Genomic DNA, 19330 nt, shown 5'->3' with positions numbered 1-19330 from the left:
TACAGGTTCAAATTTATGAATTACAAAAGTATTTATCAGGACAGATTTCGAAAAAAAATCCTGAAAATTATTATTAAAAGGAGTTTTAAAAAGTTATTTTATAAGTTCCTTTGGATGCCACATTCGCAGCTTCCGCTTTTACATATTGCTTTACCCAGCTTACGGCTGTGCTGCTGAGGCAAGGGTCGGAGTTTCCGCTTTGTCGTCTGGCAGATGTTACTTTTCCGGATTTGTCGACTGTGTAAGAAATGGTGATGCTTCCGCTGGCTTGGCAGTCGTGGTTGGGTTGTGCGCCACCTCTTCCCATTGTTCCGGGGATAAAGCCAGTTAACTTTCTATCGATTCCAATTAAGCTGTTTCCGTCGCCATCGCCACCAAGTGGATCGCCATAATTTCCAGGTCCAGTTCCGTTGCCTTGAGAACCGGATTTAGTTCCTCGTCCTTTCAGTAGATTTCCAATCGCTGCGTTTCCTCGTCCGTCGCCTGTTGCATTTTCTTTTTTGATGTCACCTTTTGCAGTGGTTTTTGCAGTGGTTGTTTTTGTAGAATTTGCAACGGCAGTTGAATTAGATTTTTCAGTAGATTTTTTTGTGGCTACTGGCGGATTTTTTGTTCGGGTTGGGATAGGAACTGTATTTTCAGGAATGTCTTTTTCTGCTTTTTCTTTAGACGCTTTTGCAACTTCTGCCACCACTTCTTTTTCCTCTTTCTTTTCTACGATTGGCGCAGGACTACCTTCTTCCTCTTTTGGTTCTTCCAAGCCTTTGCCGTTTGTGTTGTCACCATAGTTGATACGCATTTCTGTCATATCAATCGGGATGATTTTTTCGCTATTGACTGCGGTTTGTTTTGTTGGTTTGATGAAGGACGTTGGAAGAAAAAATAGAACCGAGAAAATAAAAATTCCCACCACCAAAGCTTTGGTAAGCGTGAACTCATAATGCTTGCGGAATTCATAAGCACCATAAGCCTTATGTCGGTCTTCGAAAATAATATCATCCAGATCCTGATACATAGGAAAAACTTGTTTGCGTTATAAATTAATTTTATAACGATTCGTAAATATAAATATTATTTCCTGAAAAAATTAGTCGTCAACTTCTATCTCGTCCGGACGGAAGTGGCATTTTAATTTGAAAGGGATTGGATTTTCGGATCCGGTGTAGAAATCTGTGATGTTTCCTTTCCAACATAGCTGGAGGTCGCCCGATTCATTTTTATCGAAGGTCAATTCGTTTTCAAACAAGAAAGCATCCTCGTCATCAAAAAGGTCAACTTCTGTAAAAACCTCATCGTCTGTGTCTTCTACAAGAAAAGTTTGCCCTTCCAACTCAGAAGTCGTTACAGGAAACTCGATAACATCCAATGATAATTGGGGGAAGTTGTATTGTAAAGAATCATCGTCCACGTGATCCAAAGCGTCATCTGTGATGATTTCTACTTCCAAAAAGTTCTGCGAATTGATGTAAACAGATTTGCAGTATGTGCTCTTGATAAAATACTTCAGAGTTTCCTCTGGATGGTAAATCTTTAATATTCCTTTCATTATAAGGATAATAAATTATGAAGTGATAATTTTAAATTGATTAACAAAGATAAAAAATAGAATGAAGTACAGAAATATTTGTACATTATTTTTAATTATTATCACAGATTTTGATACAATTGTTGATATTGTGTTAATCTAAAATAATGACTCCTCTTAAAAATTGGGGTCAATCATTTATAAACATTAAAATATTATCTTTACACTGCTTAAAATTTTCACAATGAAATCTTTTTACACCATTATAGCTTTTGTTGCCCTTCTTCTCACGAGTTCTTGCAAAAAAGGCGATTCTCCAATGATGAAAGTGACAGAATCATCCACTGCAAATCTGGACACCATTGCTTCAAAATATTATGAAGAATATTTGAAATTATATCCTCTGGAAGCTACTTCACAAGGCGATGAAAGATACAATGACCTTTTGCCAAATAATCTAAGTCAAGATTTTATTCAAAAGGAAATTGCGTTTTACAATTCGGTACAAACTCAATTAAAATCAATCGATTATGATGCTTTGGATGATAATCAAAAAGTGATTTTCGATGTTTTAGAATATACATTGATAGATAAGCAGGAACGCTACGCCTATCATCCGGAATACATTCCTTTTACACAGTTCGAAGGTTTGCCATTGACTTTTCCGATGTTGGGAAGCGGAACAGGGATTCAACCATTCAAAACCGAAAAAGATTATGACAATTGGTTGAAAAGGGTAGATGAATTTCCTGTTTGGATGGATTCTGCAATCGAGAATTTCAAATTAGGAATCAAAAATAATGTCGTTCTGCCAAAATCATTAGTGATAAAAATGATTCCCCAAATGAAAGCGGAAGAAATAACGACTTTCGAAATCGAGAAAAATATTTTTTATGGTCCGATAAAAACGCTTCCCAAAACTTTCAATCCTGTAACAGCCAACAAATATTCTAAGTTATATCAAGACGCTATTAAAAATAAATTGATTCCAGCTTATCTCAAGATGGCAGAATTTTTAGAAAAGGAATATTTGCCAAAATCCAGAATGACAAATGGTTACAATGCTTTACCAAATGGCAGTAATATTTACAATTATTATGTAAAAAGCTGGACAACTACAAGCAAAACGCCAGACGAAATCCACAAAACAGGACTTGCCGAAGTGGAAAGACTGAGAAGTGATATGGAAAAAGTGAAGAATCAAGTTGGTTTCAAAGGTTCTTTGGAAGAATTTTTAAACTTCGTAAAAACCGATTCCAAAGCTATGCCCTACAAAACCTCGAAAGAAGTGTTGGCTGGTTTTCAATCCATATTAGATAAAATCACGCCGAAGTTGAAAACAATGTTCAACGTGACGCCTAAAAGTCCTTTCGAAATCCGACAAACCGAAAAGTACCGCGAAGCAAGTGCCAGCGCAGAATACGTGCAAGGAAGTCCAGATGGGAAACGTCCCGGGATTTTCTATATGCCAATTCCAGACCCATCAAAATTCAATGTCACTTCTGGGATGGAATCTCTGTTTCTTCACGAAGCGATTCCCGGTCATCATTATCAAATCTCGCTTCAACAGGAAAATTTGAAATTGCCTAAGTTTATGAGATTCAGTTGGATTGGCGCTTATGGTGAAGGCTGGGCTTTGTACTGCGAATCGCTCGGGCAAGAGTTCGGACTTTACACCGATCCGTATCAAAAAATGGGTTCTTTGAGTGATGAGATGTTGCGTGCTGTTCGTTTAGTCATCGATACAGGAATTCACACTGGTCAAATGTCTCGCGAGGAAGCCATCAAATATTTCCTGAGCAATGTCGCTTATGACGAAGCCGGAGCAACGGCAGAAGTGGAGCGCTATATGGCAATGCCTGGACAAGCGTTGAGTTACAAAACTGGTGCGATGAAAATCAGAGAATTAAGAAACAAGTATCAAAAAGAACAAGGTAAAAAATTCAATCTCGCATCTTTCCACGACGAAGTTTTGAGCCAAGGTTGTCTGCCTTTGGAAGTTTTGGAAAGAAAAATGGATCTTTGGGCAAAAAATGTGAAATAATCTAATGAAGAAGCAATTAAAAAGAAGACTCAAGCGAACTCAGTATATTTTTTATCAAGAAACTCTTGTTGATTTCAAAGACCATCTTTGGTCATTTCTTGGGGCTTTTTTCGGAATTGGATTGATTGCTTTTTTACAGTCTCAACATTTTTCAGAGATTGAAAATGTTTTTCTAATTGGTTCATTCGGAGCATCCAGTGTTTTGATTTATGGCGCGGTGAACAGTCCTTTAGCCCAACCACGAAATCTGATTGGCGGACACGTTTTTTCAGCTTTGGTCGGCGTTACAGCGTATAAATTTTTACCAGATATTCTTTGGTTAAGCGCTTCTATTGCAGTTGCTTCATCGATAGTTGTAATGCAAATCACAAAAACAATGCATCCACCAGGCGGTGCAACAGCTTTGATTGCGGTTCTTCCAGCACAGAAAATTCAGGAATTGGGATATTGGTATGCGTTGTCGCCGGTTTTGAGTGGCGCATTGATTTTATTAATTGTGGCTTTGATTTTCAATAACATTCCAAAAGGGAGAAAATATCCGCATCAAATTCGTCAATCCAAATATGTTCATATGAGACGGATGTTGAAAAAGAAAGATTAAACTTTCTCTGGAAACAATAATTTAGGAATGAAATCTCTTTCCTTATTTCCTCGTGCTGGTGAATATTCTCGTCCGTAAAAGATGATTTGAAGATGCAATTTGTTCCACACACTTTCGTCCCAAAGATTTTTTGCATCGCGTTCGGTTTCGGCAACATTTTTCCCTGATGTCAATTTCCATTGTGTCATCAATCTATGGATATGCGTGTCAACCGGAAAAGCGGGAAAACCAAATCCCTGACTCATCACAACAGAAGCCGTTTTGTGACCAACACCAGCCAAACCTTCCAATTCTTCATAAGTCTGAGGAACAACCGAATTATATTTTTCGACCAGCACTTCCGCCATTTTTTTCAGATTTTTCGCTTTAGAATTGGTTAATCCTATTTCTTTAATCAATTCTCGGATTTCTTCAAAGCTCAACTTTGCCATTTTTTCAGGCGTGTCAGCGACTGCAAAAAGTTTTGGCGTGATTTGATTCACTTTTTTGTCTGTCGTTTGGGCAGAAAGCGCCACCGCAACCATCAAAGTATAAACGTCTTTGTGCTCCAGCGGAATCGGAACTTCGGGGTATAATTTTTCTAATTCTTCCTGAACAATCTGGGCTCTTTGCTTTTTCGTCATTTTGATGGTAACTTTGTCGTACAAAAATAGAAATTATGTTGAAGCTTGGCGATTCTTTACCGGAATTTATCGGAACAAATCAAAACGGAGAACCAGTCGATTCTCAAAATTTGAGAGGCAAAAAACTCGTTGTTTTCTTTTATCCAAAAGCGAGGACGCCAGGTTGTACGGCGGAGGCTTGTAATTTGAGAGATAATTATTCGGTGTTGAAAAAGAAAGGTTTTCAGTTACTTGGGATAAGTGCAGATTCTGTAAAACGTCAAAAGAATTTCGCCGTGAAAAATGAATTGCCTTTTGATATGATTGCCGATGAAAACCACGATGTGATTAACAAATTCGGAGTTTGGCAGTTGAAAAAATTTATGGGAAGAGAATTTATGGGAATCGTAAGAACAACTTTTGTTTTTGATGAAAACGGAATTTGTATTCAGGTTATCGATAAAGTGAAGACGAAAGACCACGCTTCGCAGATTTTGGACTAATAATTACTTTATCGGAATCCAAATCTCTTCTTCAGCAGAATCGCTTTGTGGATTATAATCATCATCGAAAATCTCAAAATGTGGTCTGTCATCAACCTCAAATTGATTTTCTGGAATGAAATTTTGAAAAATATATCCGAAAATTTCTGGTCCATTTTCCGCTTTTCCTGTGTAATTAAAAACTAAATATTTTCCACTCTTTAATTCAAGTGTTTCAAATTCTTCGGAAAGATTATCGAAATCAGAAACTTCAGCCAAAGCATATTTTTTGAAAGATTGATTAGGCGTAAAATTCTTAGGATAAATTTGAAGGGAAATTAGTTGGTCAGAAATTCGATTGGTAATTTCATTTTTTCTCATCATAAATTTTCGCCAGACAATTGGTGTTTTGTCGTCTTGGAAAGAAGTTATAATACTAAATCCAATCAATTTTTTTGATTCGATGATTTCGATTCGATGAGGTAAATTAATTTTCATAATATCTCAATTCCTCATTGTCATCAGGGAAAATCACATATTTTTGGAACTTTAATCCCAATCTTTCAATCAATTTCTGAGAAGAAGTATTTTCATTGGTAGTCATTGCAGAGATTTTTGTCAATCCAAAATTCTCAGCTACTAATTCTTTCAGTTTCGAAGCTGATTCATAAGCAAAACCTTTTCCTTCAAAATCTGGAAAGAAAGAAAATCCAATATCTGGAACTTCAATCCCGTCTCGAACAAATACGCCAACTGCACCAATTTTTTTATTGAGTTCTTTGTGAATCACAACATAATTTCCATAGCCTAATTTTTCAATGTGAGGTCGGAATTTGGTTTTGATGTATTGTTCCGCATCTTCTTTTGTGCGAATATTTCTGTCCCCAATATGTTTGATAAATGACGGCATATTGTATAATTCCAAGAAGAAATCTGCATCTTCCAAATCTGCAAGTTTCATTGTCAATCTTTCGGTTTCGAAGGTCTTCATATCGGTTTTAATTTACAAGGGTAAAAATCTGAAGATTTTTGAATTTTTATATGTTTTCGAGAACCTCAGACTGACAATGCGACATATTAAAATGCCACAGTTTTTGTCTTAGATTCAAGATTTTATTAATCAAAAATAAAAATTTTATGGAACAATAACGGTGAAAATATAGGCGAAAAGATTTACCAACAAAACTACGCCGTAGAGAACATTCGTCTTACCCCGATTCAGAGAGAGCATTACTGTGTAAAGAGATAAGGCAAGGAGAATCATAGATTTGATGTCAAGTCCCAAAACCAAAGGCATTTCATAAATAATAGAAACAACTGCAACACATGGAATCGTCAATCCAATACTCGCAATCGCCGAGCCTAAAGCCAAATTGAGACTGGTCTGGAATTGGTTTCTTCTGGCCGCTTTTATCGCCGCCATTCCTTCGGGTAAAAGTACTACTGCCGCAATGATGACACCTACCAAAGCCTGTGGCGCCCCCAAATTGTGAACCACGCTTTCAATAGTTGGTGACAATGCTTTTGCCATCACGACCACTACCGCAAGACAAACAATCAGAAAAATAAGACTCATCGTACTGATGAAATTACTGGGTGGATCGGCGTGTGGTTCATCATCACTTTCCGGGAGGAAGTAATTTCTGTGACGCACGGTTTGAACCATTAGAAATGTACTGTAAATAACGAGAGATGCAATGGAGAAAAATATCAATTGCGCTTTGCTGAATGTAGCGGAAAGTTCTGTGGTGGTGTAGTTTGGTAAAATTAATGTCATTACAACAATGGCGACAAGACTTATGAGAGCCATATTTCCAGAGGTTCTGGCGAAGAATTGTTCCTTAAATTTGATTCCACCAACTAGAAGACAAGCACCTAGAATTCCGTTTAGAATCAACATTACTGCGGCGAAAACTGTGTCTCTTGCTAGTGTGTTGGTTTCTTTCCCGCCGGCTACCATCAATGAAACAATCAATCCAACTTCCAGGACTGTAATGGCGATTGCCAAGATAATGGTTCCGAAAGGTTCGCCGACTTTGTGTGCCACAACTTCTGCGTGATGCACCGCAGCTAAAACAGATGAGATTAATAATAAACTACCCAAGCCTGCAAGCCAAGAATTGTCATCCACAATTCCAAATAAATAATAAACTAAGGATAAGATTGGAAAAATATACGACCAATGAAGCAGCGATTTCAAATTCATAAATAACGATTTCTCTAATTTACAAAAAAAATATTAAAAAGAAAGTCAATAAGCGACATTCCTAAATTTTGAACAACAAAAAAGCCACCAAAAATGGTGGCTTTTGAAAATTTGATAAAAAATTATTTTACCAAGGTCAACTCGCTGATGAGTCTAGTTGCACCAGCATATTTGTCGATAACCCAAAGTACATATCTGATATCTACGTTGATGGTTCTCTGTAGTTTTGGTTCGAAAACAATATCACCGCTCAAAGCTTCACTGTTACCGTCGAATGCAATTCCTATCAAATGTCCGTTTCCATCTATGATTGGAGATCCCGAGTTACCTCCAGTGATGTCATTATTAGAAAGGAAGTTGATTGGCATGTATCCGTTTTTGTCCGCGTATTGTCCATAATCTTTTTTCTTAGCAAGGTCTAGAACTTTCTTAGGCAGGTCAAATTCCTCGTCGCCTTTTTTGTATTTGGCAACCATTCCGTTGATATCTGTGTAGAAATTTTCTTTTATTCCTTTATAGTTTCTGTCCTCTCTTACAGGAAGGGTTTCAATGTTTCCGTAAGTCAATCTCATTGTAGAGTTAGCATCCGGATAGAATTTTTTCTCTGGTTGAGATTTTCTAAGTCCGTCTAAGAAAAGTCTGCTGTTTTTAGCGAAATTTTCATCCACTTTAGCATATTTTTCTGCACCCAGTTTTTGATCTTCAACAATTCCGTTTGCGAATTGTCTCAATTTATCCCCATCAATTTTCAATCTGTCCGGATTTTCAACGAAAGCCAAAGCAGATTTTTTATTAGCAAAAATAGAAGCATATGCCAAAGTTGAAAGACTATTCACATCTGCTGCCAAAATGGTTGGCGATGCAAATTCTTTGTTCACTTTCGCTTTGTAAAGAGAAGATAGGGCAACTAGCATATCGCCTTCCACGTTGTCGTGGAAACCATCGTAAGCTTTTTCTACAGCATCAAGAACTTTTTGTTTCATCGCTGTTTTTCCAGCGTCATCTTGGTCAGCATAAGTTTTGAAAAGACTTCCCAATTGATAAGCTGTTGCAATGTAATGCGCATTTCTTTGAAGAAGAGAAGCGTAATTTCTTTCTACATTTCTTCCCGAAATTTGACTGTAATAAGCTTTAATTTCTGGCAACACACCATAGTAAGTTTGTTCGTTTGGCGATTGTGCTGCCCATTGGTTGTAAACTTCTTCCAGTTTTTGTTTTTCAGCCACAGTTCCGTTTTTCTTCACAGCGTCAATAGTTCCAGCTCTGTTTTTCCAGTAGTTGGCAACACTTGCGTATTGAGAAGCATAATCCAATTGAGTCGCTTTGTCTTTATCCATATATTTTTTCAGAACATCCATCGTTACTTTAGATGCTTCTACCCAAGCCGGATAATCTTTGTCCACCATTTGCTCGATTCCAAAAGACGTCAAATAACGGTTTGTTCTTCCTGGATATCCAAGAATCATTGTGAAGTCTCCAGGTTTGAAACCTTTAAGAGAAACTGGTAAATGGTGTTTTGGTTTCAATGGAACGTTGGCTTCAGAATATTCTGCTGGATTTCCATTAGCATCACCATAAGCACGGAAAACTGCAAAATCTGCCGTGTGTCTTGGCCATTCCCAGTTGTCTGTATCACCACCAAATTTCCCTAGAGATGAAGGTGGTGCGCCAACCAATCTGATGTCTTTATAGTCTTGATAAACAAAATAATAGAACTCATTTCCGTTGAAGAAATCTCTTACAACCACGGTGTATTTTCCGTTTTCAGAATTTTCTGTTTGGATGGCTTTGTATTCTGCATCGATTGCCGCTTTTCTCTCAGCTGCAGACATATTGTTGTTCAATTTTGCGTTGATTCTTTCAGAAACGTCATCCATTCTTACAAGGAATCTTACGTAAAGTCCTTTTGCGTTGAACTCCTCGTTTTGTTTCATTGCCCAGAATCCGTTCTTTAGATAATCTTTTTCTGGTGTAGAAGCGGAGGCAACTGCATCGTAACCACAGTGGTGATTGGTAAAAATCAAACCTTGGTTAGAAACAATCTCACCTGTACAGAAACCACCGAAACTTACAATCGCATCTTTCAAACTGGAATTGTTTACAGAGTAGATTTCTTCTGGCGTCAGTCGCAGACCATCTTTCTGCATATCAACACCGTTCAGACGTTTTACAAGCATTAGAAGCCACATTCCTTCATCTGCTTTCACCTGCGCATAACCTAAAATCAAGGTAAGTGCTAGTAATATTTTTTTCATAAGTAAAAATTTATTTGTTTTTAAAGCTCTTATGCAATCATCAAAAGCTTGATTCCTAGTTCAAGTTGTCAGACGTCATAATGAATTATTTTAAAGGGCTAATTTAATGATTATTTTAAATCTATTGGTATGAATTTGGTTAAGAGATTCAGTAAAATTTTTAGAATGAAAATCTTTAGGATTATTACGCTTTCATCATTAATAATGATGTTAATAGTTTCTTGTAAATCAACAAATAAAATATCTGGAACGATGGAAAATATCAACCGAAAATGGATGTTGGTTGAATATCAGGATTTCACCAAAGCAGAACTTACAAAGTTGGAAGCTTATATGGATCTTACAAAAAATCCGGATTCTGAGAACCGTTACACTGCCAAAATGGGTTGCAATGGGATGTTTTTCACAGCAGAATTGAGCAAGGGGAAAGCAAAATTCTCTGGAGTTGGTTCTACGATGATGTATTGCGATGGTAGAATGAAATTGGAAGATTCCTTTGGGAAACAATTGCCAAATATGAATCAATATAAAATCGAAGGACATTTCTTAACTTTATCCGATGGAAAATCGATAATGAAATTTGTTGCCGCAGATTGGGATTAAAATAAGATTCAAGGAAAAAGGCAAAAAATTTAGGAATATCAATAATAAATTTAACCAATAAAATAATTACATATGAAAAGAAGTGCAAAAGCTGTCTGGAAAGGCACAGTGAAAGAGGGAAGTGGCGTATTAACCACTCAAAGTACAACGCTTAATGAAACTCAATATTCCTTCAAAAGCAGATTCGAAGAAGGCGTTGGAACCAATCCGGAAGAATTGTTGGCAGCAGCGCACGCTGGTTGTTTTACGATGAAAACTTCGGCATTGTTGTCGGAAGCAGGATTTACACCAGAAAGTTTGGAAACGGATTGCAAAATTAGTTTTATAGACGGAAAAGTGACTTTATCAGAATTGACACTCAATGCAAAAGTGCCAGGAATCTCAGAAGAAGATTTCCAGAAAATAGCAACAGAAGCTAAAGAAACTTGCCCAATAAGTGTGGCTTTTAGCTTTGATAAAACTTTGACAGCTAATTTGTTATCAAAATAAAATTTTACCTCCAAAAAAGTAATCACAACGCTTAGGAATTTTCTTGAGCGTTTTTTATTTAATTAAGCTCGTCTTCTGAAAAGTAAAACAGAATTAAGGAAAATCAAAAGCATATCGAGAGTCACCCAAATGCTGAGTTTGATGTTTTCGTATTTCAAATCTTCCACTTTTTCCGAGGCTATGGCAGAAAGTTTTTGGCTGTGGTTGATGTAGTTTTTGACCTCGATTATTTTGTCTTCATTGATGTTTGGAACAGCCACTTGCGAAAAATAAACCAAGTTTCCTTTTCCAATGAAACCCACAACCCAAAACTCGTTGGATTTTTGCATATTGATATATTCTATGCGGAAATGCTCTGTCCTGATTTGCCCAACATGCTTGGAGCTGAATTTTCTAACGTCATTTTCATCCTGAATTCTGATGATATAAAAATCCACAGGCTGAGGTAAATAATTTATCACTTGAACTGCCAAAGAGTTTTCCAAAAACTGTGATAGACTACGCTCTACAAACCAAAATGTAAAATATGCCGCCGCAGAAATGGTAATAATTGTCCGGGCGAGTTTGTTCCAAAGATTCCATTTTTCTGACCGGAAACCGGAAAGAAACAGAGCTATTATGAGGAAAATCAGGATTAAAATGATAATCATTAAAGCAAAGATAATGGTTTATCGCCAATTAAAAAGTCACATTCCATTCTTTGTAAAACTGATCCAAAAACTGAAGCATAAATTGGTGTCTCTGTTCAGCAATTTCTTTAGCCGTTTCTGTGTTCAAAAGATCTTTCAGAAGCAACAATTTTTCGTAAAAATGATTGATTGTAGTTCCGTTTGATTTTTTGTATTCTTCCTTTGTTTGATTCAGTTTTGGATGGATGTCCGGGTGGTACATCAAATTGTTTTTGTACCCACCGAAGTTGAACGTTCTGGCAATTCCGATAGCGCCGATGGCGTCTATTCTATCTGCATCTTGAACGATTTTCAATTCTAAAGGAAGATTTTCCGGCGCGTCATTTCTATTTTTAAATGACATATTTTCTATAATGAAAATAACCTTTTCGATGGTTCCAGAATCAACTTTTTCATGATTCAGAAATTCCGTAACTATTTTTGTAGCAATAGTTTCGTCGCCATTGTGGAACTTTGGATCGGCAATATCGTGCAGTAGTGCAGCCAGTTCTATTACCAATTTGTCGCCACCTTCTTTTTCATGAATTTTCAAACTCAAATTCCAAACCCGTTCTATGTGAAACCAGTCGTGTCCAGATTCTGTGCCTTTTAATTTTTCTTTTACTAATTCTATAGTTTTATTAATCAATTCCATTAATTCAATTCTTTTAAAATGATATGCCAAAGCTTCCTGTTGTAACTTCGAAAAAAGTTGATATGTCCAATTTCGTTCTTTTCAGATTCTGAAGTTTTGATAATTCTATAAGTTGGTCTCAGATTAGGATAAGTGTTTTCTAAGAGAGATTTCACGCCTTTTTCTGTTAGCCAAACATCGTCTTCCGCCCGAATTACAAAAACTTTCTGAGCCAAATTTCGGGAAAAATCTTTTGTTTTCTCTAATAATTTGTTGGTAGATTTTTTATTAAGAATCAAAGTGCGCCAATCAAAAGCACTTCCCGATGGCAAACTTTCTCCAAGTCCAAACCAATTAGCAGGAAAATAACCTAAAAATTTAGTTGATATGGGTTGGATGATTCCAAAACCTAGATACGCTTCGATTTTAGTTTTAAATTTCAGATTTCCCACAAAAGCATTCTGAGTTCCTACAAATATAAATTCTTCAAACATTTCCGAATCTGGATTCATTCCCAAAATCAATGCACCAACGGAATGTCCGAGACAGAATTTCTGATGATTGGGAAAATTGGTCTTAATAAAATCTGTTACGGCTTTATAATCTTTAGTTCCCCAAATTCGCATTGAAGCATTAAAGCCTTTCATCTTTTTAGGCTTGGAAAGTCCAATCCCACGATAATCATAGGTGATTACCGTAAACCCTTGCTCCGAAAAATATTGCGCAAAAGAAAAGTAAATATGCTGCTTTACACCCGTCGCTGAGTTGATGAGCAACAATTTGTTTCTTGATTTTTCTGGCTCGAAAAGATGGGCAGACAATGTGTAATTAACGTCTGTCATTAGATCAATACTTTTCATTAAAATCGATTAGACTTCAGTAAAAGTAGAAAAAAATGTGGATGGATTATGGGATTTTAATATGCTTTAGATATTAATTCTTTCATCTCTTTCAGGTAAGGCAAACCTTTTTGAGAACCTCGGTAGTCAGCCGCTTTCAAAGCCACTTCATTTCCAAATTTCACACAATCTTCAATAGAATTCCCGTGAAGCAGTGCGATAGAAAATCCGGATGTAAAGGCGTCTCCCAATCCCATACTGTGCGCTTCTGTGCTGGGGTTTTTTCGGAAATACTTCATCTCGGAACCGTCAAAATAGCTGGTGCTGTTGGCGCCGTCTCGTACAAATAATTTATTCGGAAGATGCTTCATAATATCTTCGTGGTTGCCCTTTCCAAAGATGGTCTCCAAATCTGTACTTTTTGCAACGACAAAGGATGCGTAATTGATTACTTCATCTGAAAGTCTGCTGGCTGGAGCAGCGTAAATCCCGATTTTTTTATTCAGTTTTTTAGCTTTTTTGAAAAGATATTCTACCGTTTTGGAAGGGATTTCCATTTGTGTGAGAATCAAGTCTGCAGTTGCCAGATATTTCTCGGCTTCGTCTATATTTTCGGAGGATAAACTATAATTGGCTGCAGGAACTACGGTGATTGCATTTCCTTCTTCGGAAGCTGTCACGTAGGCTGTTCCTGTGGCTTCGTCTTCATCTTCGAAAACGTAGGCGACATTCACTTCCTCATCATCCAAGTTTCTCAAAACCTGTTGTCCGTACGGATCCATCCCAACGCGACTCACAAATGAGGTGTGCGCTCCCAAACGGGACGTTGCGATAGCTTGATTGGCTCCTTTTCCTCCCAAAAAGCTGGTGAGATTTTGGGCAAGAACGGTGTTGTTTGCAGTTGGGATTTTGGAAGTTTTCAGAATCAAATCTATGGAAGAACTTCCTACAACTACTATTTGTGGTTTTGTGTTACTAAGTTTCATTTGTATTATGGATAGATTTCAAAGATCAAATGGAAAAAGCAAATCGCCATTTCATTTTAGCTAAAGTAATCATTTAATCTGTACCGATTTCTATAAATTCTGTAATTAATTTAACTACTTGATTGTCTTTAGAATAACCTATGTATGAGGCATAAAAACCTTCACCATAACCTGTCTCAAAAGCAACCAGGTTTTCGGTCTCCTTATCATATGGTTTCAGGATCGCAAATTGATCGATTGCACCTTTTTCATCAAAAAAATGTGGATGGAAAAACTCCTCGTAGATTCCCATAAAATCGGCACCTTTTTTATGAAAAAGTTCTTGTTCCAATTTGTTCAAGGCTGTTTGAGAATCTTTGTCCATCAAACTTCCCATTCCGGATTCTACCAAATAGCCGTAGATTTCTTCGTCTTTTAGATCCTTCAAATTTTGATTATCACACAAAGCCAAGCTCCAGTTTTCGGCAATTTGATTCTTATCAAAAACAATTTCTGCGTAAGCAATGCAATTGGACTCTCTTTCCTTATGAAGCAGAACAGGAAAATCACCTTTTGGAAACTCTTGCGTGAAAGCCGAATGGTCTGGCGAAATCAACGGATCGCTAGCTACGATGAAACCTGATGAAATATGAATGTTTCCAACTTCATAAGTTTCCAAAAGTGGGTTTTCTACAAAATTTTTGGAGAATAGTTTTTTGATATTATCGATGTGGTTCATTGTTGTGAGTTGGATTATTCTGTTTCATTTCGTTTAAAAATCATAAACCGATTTTTATTTTCCTCGGAAAATCTTTTGAAACCAAATTTTTCATATAAAGTGTGCGCATCTTTTGTTGCCAAAAGCATTCCTGGAAGTTGCTTGATGTCTTCATCTTCGAAAACGTGTTGTATCAACAATTTTCCGTAACCTTTTCCTTGTAATTTTGGCTCAATAAAAACATCCATCAAATAAGAAAACCGCACAAAATCTGTCAAAACTCTGGCGTAACCAATTTGTTTTCGATCATCGAATAGTCCAAAATTCAAACTATTATCAACACATTTTTGAACTTTTTCTAATGAAATTCCTTTATTCCAATAGCTTTCGGTAAGATAGGCATGAATGTATTTCACATCCATTTCTTCTCTTTTTTTTGAAAAGACGATGTTCATTTTTGATGTTTTACACTTTGAAAATCTTACAAAGTTTTCAATTTCTCTTCCAAAAGAACAATTTTATCCTGAGCGTCTTTTTGTTTTTTGCGCTCAACCTCTACAATTTCTGGTTTTGCGTTGGCAACAAATTTTTCATTTGATAATTTCTTATCAACAGAAATTAAGAAACCTTTCAGATATTTGATTTCTTCTTCGGTTTTGATTTTTTCTTCTCCCAGATCGAGATTTTCACTTAATGGAATGGAGAATTCATTGGAACCAACTAAAAATGTGAAACTAGGTTTATCGGTTTTTTGAGCAAAATTGATTTCTGAAATATTGGATAATTTCTGGATCACCTCAGCATCTTTCAGTTCCGTTGCATTGGTGAAAACTTCCACCGATTCTCTTGGCGAAATTCCTTTTGACTGGCGGTAATTTCTAACGCCGGAGATTACTTCTTTAGCAAAATCAAAATCTTTGATGGTCTGCTCGTTATAAGTTTCAGATTTTTTCTGTTGCGTGATGATCAAAGCTTCATCGATCTTTCTATCAGAAATCGATTGCCAAAGTTCTTCTGACAAGAACGGCATAAATGGATGCAACAATTTCATCAATTCCTCAAAATAAGCAATTGTTTTTTGATAAACATCTTCACTGATTGCTTCGCCAAAATTCGGTTTCACCGCTTCCAAATACCAAGAACAGAAATCGTCCCAGATTAATTTGTAAACCAAATGCAATCCGTCAGAAATTCTGAATTTTGAGAATTGATCTTCAATTTCACCGATTGTTTTATTCAATTGTTCACCGAACCATTCGATAGTTTGAAGGTCGTGGTTTTGCGCTTTGATAGATTCGTCGCGTTTCCAACCTTGAATCAATTTGTAAGCATTCCAGATCTTAGTGGCAAAATTTCTTCCTTGCAACATCAAATCTTCATCAAACAAAAGATCATTTCCTGCCGCTGAACTCAGCAAACTTCCTACACGAACGCCGTCTGCTCCATATTTTTCAATCAAATCAATTGGATCTGGTGAGTTTCCAAGTTGTTTGGACATTTTTCGTCTCTGCTTATCACGAACAATTCCTGTAAAATAAACATTTTTGAAAGGCACTTCTTGTCGATATTCCAATCCAGCCATGATCATCCTGGCAACCCAGAAGAAAATAATATCCGGACCAGTTACCAAATCTGCTGTTGGATAATAATAATTGATGTCCTTATTTTCCGGATCCAAAATCCCTTCAAAAACCGACATTGGCCACAACCAAGAGGAGAACCAAGTATCTAACGCATCTTCATCCTGTTTCAAATCAGAAGCTTGAAGTTGGAAGTTGGAAGTTTTTTCTTGTGCTAATTTTACAGCATCGTCAATATTTTCAGCTACAACAAATTCATTTTCGCCCGTTCCATAGTAGAATGCCGGAATCTGTTGTCCCCACCAAAGCTGACGGGAAATGTTCCAGTCGTGAACATTCTCCATCCAATGGCGGTAGGTGTTTTTGAATTTTTCCGGATGGAATTTGATCTTGTCATCCATCACCACATCCAATGCTGGTTTTGCCATTTCTGACATTTTAAGGAACCATTGAACAGAAATTTTTGGCTCAATCACGGCGCCAGTTCTTTCAGAAGTTCCAACTTTATTCACGTAATCTTCCGCTTTCAGAAGAAGGTCATTTTTCTCTAATTCTTTAGCAATTTCTTTTCTTACGGTAAATCTTCCCTGACCTTGGTAATGCATTCCGTGTTCGTTCAGAACCGCATCATTGTCCATGGAATCGATGATTGGCAAGCCGTGTCTTTGTCCAATTTCGTAGTCATTGATGTCGTGAGCCGGCGTGATTTTCAACGCTCCAGTCCCGAATTCAATATCAACATAATCGTCCTCGATGATAGGAACTACTCTACCAACAATTGGAACAATCACGTTTTTACCTTTCAAATGAGCATATCTCTCATCATTTGGATTGACGCAAACGGCAACATCACCAAAAATGGTTTCAGGACGCGTTGTAGCAACAGTTAAGAAATCCTCAGTTCCTTCAATTTTATATTTTAAATAATAAAGCTTTCCGTTTTGCTCTTTGAAAATCACCTCTTCGTCAGAAATATTGGTTTGAGCTTCCGGATCCCAGTTTACAACTTTGTAACCTCTGTATATCAATCCTTTGTTATAAAGATCAACAAAAACCTTGATCACGGATTTGGAAAGATTTTCCTCCATCGTGAATCTCGTTCTGTCCCAATCGCAAGAACAACCCAATTTTTTTAATTGTTCAAGGATAGTTCCGCCGTATTTTTCTTTCCATTCCCAAGCATGCTTAAGGAATTCTTCTCTGGTAATATCTTTTTTATTGATGCCTTCCGCTTTCAATTTTGCTACAACTTTCGCCTCTGTTGCGATAGATGCGTGATCCGTCCCCGGAACCCAACAAGCGTTGAAGCCTTGCATTCTCGCTCTTCTGACCAAAACATCCTGAATCGTATTGTTCAACATATGCCCCATATGAAGAATTCCCGTCACGTTTGGTGGTGGAATTACAATTGTATAAGGCGGTCTGTCATCCGGCGTTGAGTGGAAATATTTGTTTTCCAACCAGAAGTCATACCATTTTTGCTCAGTTTCTTGTGGATTATATTTATCTGCGATCTGCATTTTGAAGTTTGTTTTATCTTAGTAATCTGCAAAAATAAGACAATGTAAAAAAATTTGAAGCACTTATTTAAATTATTTATAACTTTGTTATTCAAAAATTTAATTATCTAAAACAAAAAAAATATGAAAAAGATTCTTGCAGGATTATTTATGACAGGAGCTATCGCTTTTGCATCTGCACAAACAATCTCATTTGATAAAACAACTTTCGATTATGGAAATGTGAAAGCTGGATCAGACGGACACAGATTTTTCACTGTTAAAAATACAGGTGACAAGCCACTTATTCTTACAGAAGTAAAACCTTCTTGCGGATGTACAACTCCGGAATGGAGCAAAGATCCAATCTTGCCAGGAAAAGAAACCAAAATTAAAGTTGGATATAACACGGGAATCAAAGGGCCTTTCAATAAGTTAATTGAAGTTTATTCTAATGATCCTGCAAACAACAGATCTGTAATCTACATCAAAGGTAATGTAGAAGATTTGGCTGGAGCTACAAAAGCACTTGCAACTGATTCTAAAGCGGTAGTTGCAAATCCTGCACAAGTTTCCACTGCAGAAAATGTGAAAACTTCTTCTAAGGGAAAAAAGCCTATGAAAAAAGCATCATTTCAAAAAGTAGAAGAAACTAAATAAAGGTTCTTAAAAAAATAAAGACCGTCTTGTTTTTGATAACAAGACGGTTTTTTTATATTTACAAAAAACCAATTATTATGAAATACAACTTTTCCGACGATTTTCTAATAAAAGAAAAATCAAAATTCGGAATCAAAAAACATAAAACCAGTTACAAAGGAAAAATCAATAAAGAGGAAGCCAAGCAACTTCTGGAAACAGAAAAAGAAAAGCTGAGACTGCTGCAGGAAAAATTGTATGCAGATGGAAGCCAATCTCTTCTAATAATTCTCCAGGCGATGGATGCTGCAGGAAAAGATAGTTTGATAGAGCATGTTTTCGGTGGCGTGAATCCACAAGGTTGCGAAGTCACAAGTTTCAAAAGTCCAAGTAGCAAGGAATATTCTCACGATTTCATCTGGCGACATTATCTGTCTTTGCCCGCAAAAGGTAAAATCGGAATTTTCAACCGTTCCCATTACGAAAGTGTGTTGGTTTGCAAAGTGCATCCGGAATATAATCTCAGCGAAAAAACTTGGACCGATGTGAAACAATTCGACAAAAAATTCTGGGAAAACAGATTTGAAAGCATCCGTAATTTTGAAAAACATCTTGCGAACAACGGAACAAAAATCATCAAAATATTCCTGAATGTTTCCAAAGAAGAACAAAAAGAGAGATTTCTGGACAGAATCAATGAAGAAGATAAAAACTGGAAATTTGCAGAAGGTGATATTACCGAACGAGGTTTTTGGGACGATTATCAAAAAGCTTATGAGCAAGCCATCAAGGAGACTTCTACGGATTCTGCGCCTTGGTATGTGATTCCGGCAGATCAAAAATGGTTTTCCAGAGTTGCGGCGATCCAAATAATTATTGATAAGTTGGAAGAGATGGATTTGAAATTTCCTGAACTTTCTGATAAGCAGAATAAAGGTTTGGCCGAGTCGAAGGCAAGGTTGGAAAACGAGAAGTGATAAT

At 36.8% G+C, this 19330-nt stretch carries 21 protein-coding genes; 7 read left to right on the top strand and 14 right to left on the bottom strand.

Features of this window, described 5'->3' with window-relative positions:
* Window positions 1–85: 85 nt before the first annotated feature.
* Window positions 86–1015: a ferric siderophore ABC transporter substrate-binding protein gene (locus tag B0I22_RS09305; RefSeq protein ID WP_246022179.1), complete on the bottom strand. Its 930-nt coding sequence runs from the start codon at window positions 1013–1015 to the stop codon at window positions 86–88.
* A 72-nt stretch (window positions 1016–1087) separates the two neighbouring features.
* A complete protein-coding gene (locus tag B0I22_RS09300) occupies window positions 1088–1546 on the bottom strand; it encodes a hypothetical protein (protein ID WP_133944387.1) in 459 nt (152 codons plus the stop codon).
* A 223-nt stretch (window positions 1547–1769) separates the two neighbouring features.
* On the opposite strand from B0I22_RS09300, the gene B0I22_RS09295 reads away from it, so the two are divergent.
* Both B0I22_RS09295 and B0I22_RS09290 read left to right on the top strand, forming a co-directional pair.
* The gene (locus B0I22_RS09295) at window positions 1770–3569 is read left to right on the top strand and encodes a DUF885 domain-containing protein (protein ID WP_133944386.1); all 1800 of its coding nucleotides are present in this window, start codon (window positions 1770–1772) and stop codon (window positions 3567–3569) included.
* A gap of 4 nt (window positions 3570–3573) precedes the next feature.
* The gene (locus B0I22_RS09290) at window positions 3574–4170 is read left to right on the top strand and encodes an HPP family protein (protein WP_133944385.1); all 597 of its coding nucleotides are present in this window, start codon (window positions 3574–3576) and stop codon (window positions 4168–4170) included.
* Here the strand turns inward: B0I22_RS09290 and B0I22_RS09285 are convergent.
* Window positions 4167–4793 (bottom strand): endonuclease III domain-containing protein, encoded by a 627-nt coding sequence (locus B0I22_RS09285; RefSeq protein ID WP_133944384.1) that lies wholly within the window; start codon window positions 4791–4793, stop codon window positions 4167–4169. The genes B0I22_RS09290 and B0I22_RS09285 overlap by 4 nt on opposite strands.
* A 35-nt stretch (window positions 4794–4828) precedes the next feature.
* Here B0I22_RS09285 and bcp point away from each other — a divergent pair, with 35 nt between their 5' ends.
* A complete protein-coding gene (bcp, locus tag B0I22_RS09280; RefSeq protein ID WP_133944383.1) occupies window positions 4829–5275 on the top strand; it encodes a thioredoxin-dependent thiol peroxidase in 447 nt (148 codons plus the stop codon).
* 3 nt (window positions 5276–5278) lie between these two features.
* Here the strand turns inward: bcp and B0I22_RS09275 are convergent, their stop codons facing one another.
* The 4 genes from B0I22_RS09275 to B0I22_RS09260 form a co-directional block, all read right to left on the bottom strand.
* Window positions 5279–5752: a GyrI-like domain-containing protein gene (locus B0I22_RS09275; protein ID WP_133944382.1), complete on the bottom strand. Its 474-nt coding sequence runs from the start codon at window positions 5750–5752 to the stop codon at window positions 5279–5281.
* Window positions 5742–6245, bottom strand: a complete 504-nt coding sequence (locus B0I22_RS09270; RefSeq protein WP_133944381.1) for a GNAT family N-acetyltransferase — start codon at window positions 6243–6245, stop codon at window positions 5742–5744. Before B0I22_RS09270 ends, B0I22_RS09275 begins: the two co-directional genes overlap by 11 nt.
* Window positions 6246–6389: 144 nt before the next feature.
* Window positions 6390–7460 carry a calcium:cation antiporter gene (locus B0I22_RS09265; protein ID WP_133944380.1) on the bottom strand — a complete coding sequence of 357 codons (1071 nt, stop codon included), beginning with the start codon at window positions 7458–7460 and terminating at the stop codon, window positions 6390–6392.
* Between the two features lie 122 nt (window positions 7461–7582).
* Window positions 7583–9715 (bottom strand): S46 family peptidase, encoded by a 2133-nt coding sequence (locus B0I22_RS09260; RefSeq protein ID WP_133944379.1) that lies wholly within the window; start codon window positions 9713–9715, stop codon window positions 7583–7585.
* A 165-nt stretch (window positions 9716–9880) separates the two neighbouring features.
* Here B0I22_RS09260 and B0I22_RS09255 point away from each other — a divergent pair, with 165 nt between their 5' ends.
* A complete protein-coding gene (locus B0I22_RS09255; protein WP_166668212.1) occupies window positions 9881–10318 on the top strand; it encodes an META domain-containing protein in 438 nt (145 codons plus the stop codon).
* Window positions 10319–10390: 72 nt separating this feature from the next.
* Window positions 10391–10807, top strand: coding sequence for an OsmC family protein (locus B0I22_RS09250; protein ID WP_133944377.1), 417 nt, complete (start codon window positions 10391–10393; stop codon window positions 10805–10807).
* Between the two features lie 62 nt (window positions 10808–10869).
* On the opposite strand, the gene B0I22_RS09245 is transcribed toward B0I22_RS09250, so the two are convergent.
* The 7 genes from B0I22_RS09245 to B0I22_RS09215 form a co-directional block, all read right to left on the bottom strand.
* Window positions 10870–11457: a hypothetical protein gene (locus B0I22_RS09245; protein ID WP_246022178.1), complete on the bottom strand. Its 588-nt coding sequence runs from the start codon at window positions 11455–11457 to the stop codon at window positions 10870–10872.
* 28 nt (window positions 11458–11485) lie between these two features.
* Window positions 11486–12130, bottom strand: coding sequence for an HD domain-containing protein (locus B0I22_RS09240; protein ID WP_133944376.1), 645 nt, complete (start codon window positions 12128–12130; stop codon window positions 11486–11488).
* Window positions 12130–12969, bottom strand: a complete 840-nt coding sequence (locus B0I22_RS09235; RefSeq protein ID WP_133944375.1) for an alpha/beta hydrolase family protein — start codon at window positions 12967–12969, stop codon at window positions 12130–12132. The genes B0I22_RS09240 and B0I22_RS09235 overlap by 1 nt, the downstream gene beginning before the upstream one ends.
* A gap of 56 nt (window positions 12970–13025) precedes the next feature.
* Window positions 13026–13934 (bottom strand): PfkB family carbohydrate kinase, encoded by a 909-nt coding sequence (locus B0I22_RS09230; RefSeq protein WP_133944374.1) that lies wholly within the window; start codon window positions 13932–13934, stop codon window positions 13026–13028.
* Between the two features lie 73 nt (window positions 13935–14007).
* A complete protein-coding gene (locus tag B0I22_RS09225; protein WP_133944373.1) occupies window positions 14008–14652 on the bottom strand; it encodes a DUF4241 domain-containing protein in 645 nt (214 codons plus the stop codon).
* Window positions 14653–14666: 14 nt separating this feature from the next.
* A complete protein-coding gene (locus B0I22_RS09220) occupies window positions 14667–15086 on the bottom strand; it encodes a GNAT family N-acetyltransferase (RefSeq protein WP_133944372.1) in 420 nt (139 codons plus the stop codon).
* A gap of 26 nt (window positions 15087–15112) precedes the next feature.
* Window positions 15113–17731: a valine--tRNA ligase gene (locus B0I22_RS09215; protein ID WP_133944371.1), complete on the bottom strand. Its 2619-nt coding sequence runs from the start codon at window positions 17729–17731 to the stop codon at window positions 15113–15115.
* 123 nt (window positions 17732–17854) lie between these two features.
* On the opposite strand from B0I22_RS09215, the gene B0I22_RS09210 reads away from it, so the two are divergent.
* Entirely contained in the window at window positions 17855–18370 is a 516-nt protein-coding gene (locus B0I22_RS09210; RefSeq protein WP_133944370.1) for a DUF1573 domain-containing protein, read from the top strand.
* Between the two features lie 77 nt (window positions 18371–18447).
* On the top strand, window positions 18448–19326 hold the full coding sequence (locus B0I22_RS09205) for a polyphosphate kinase 2 family protein (RefSeq protein ID WP_133944369.1): 879 nt from the start codon (window positions 18448–18450) through the stop codon (window positions 19324–19326).
* The last annotated feature ends 4 nt before the right edge of the window (window positions 19327–19330 follow it).

It is taken from the genome of Epilithonimonas xixisoli (assembly GCF_004365655.1).
In the GTDB taxonomy this organism is placed as follows: domain Bacteria; phylum Bacteroidota; class Bacteroidia; order Flavobacteriales; family Weeksellaceae; genus Epilithonimonas; species Epilithonimonas xixisoli.
Note: the sequence above shows the minus strand (reverse complement) of the source record. Positions and strands in the feature narration are given on the sequence as shown.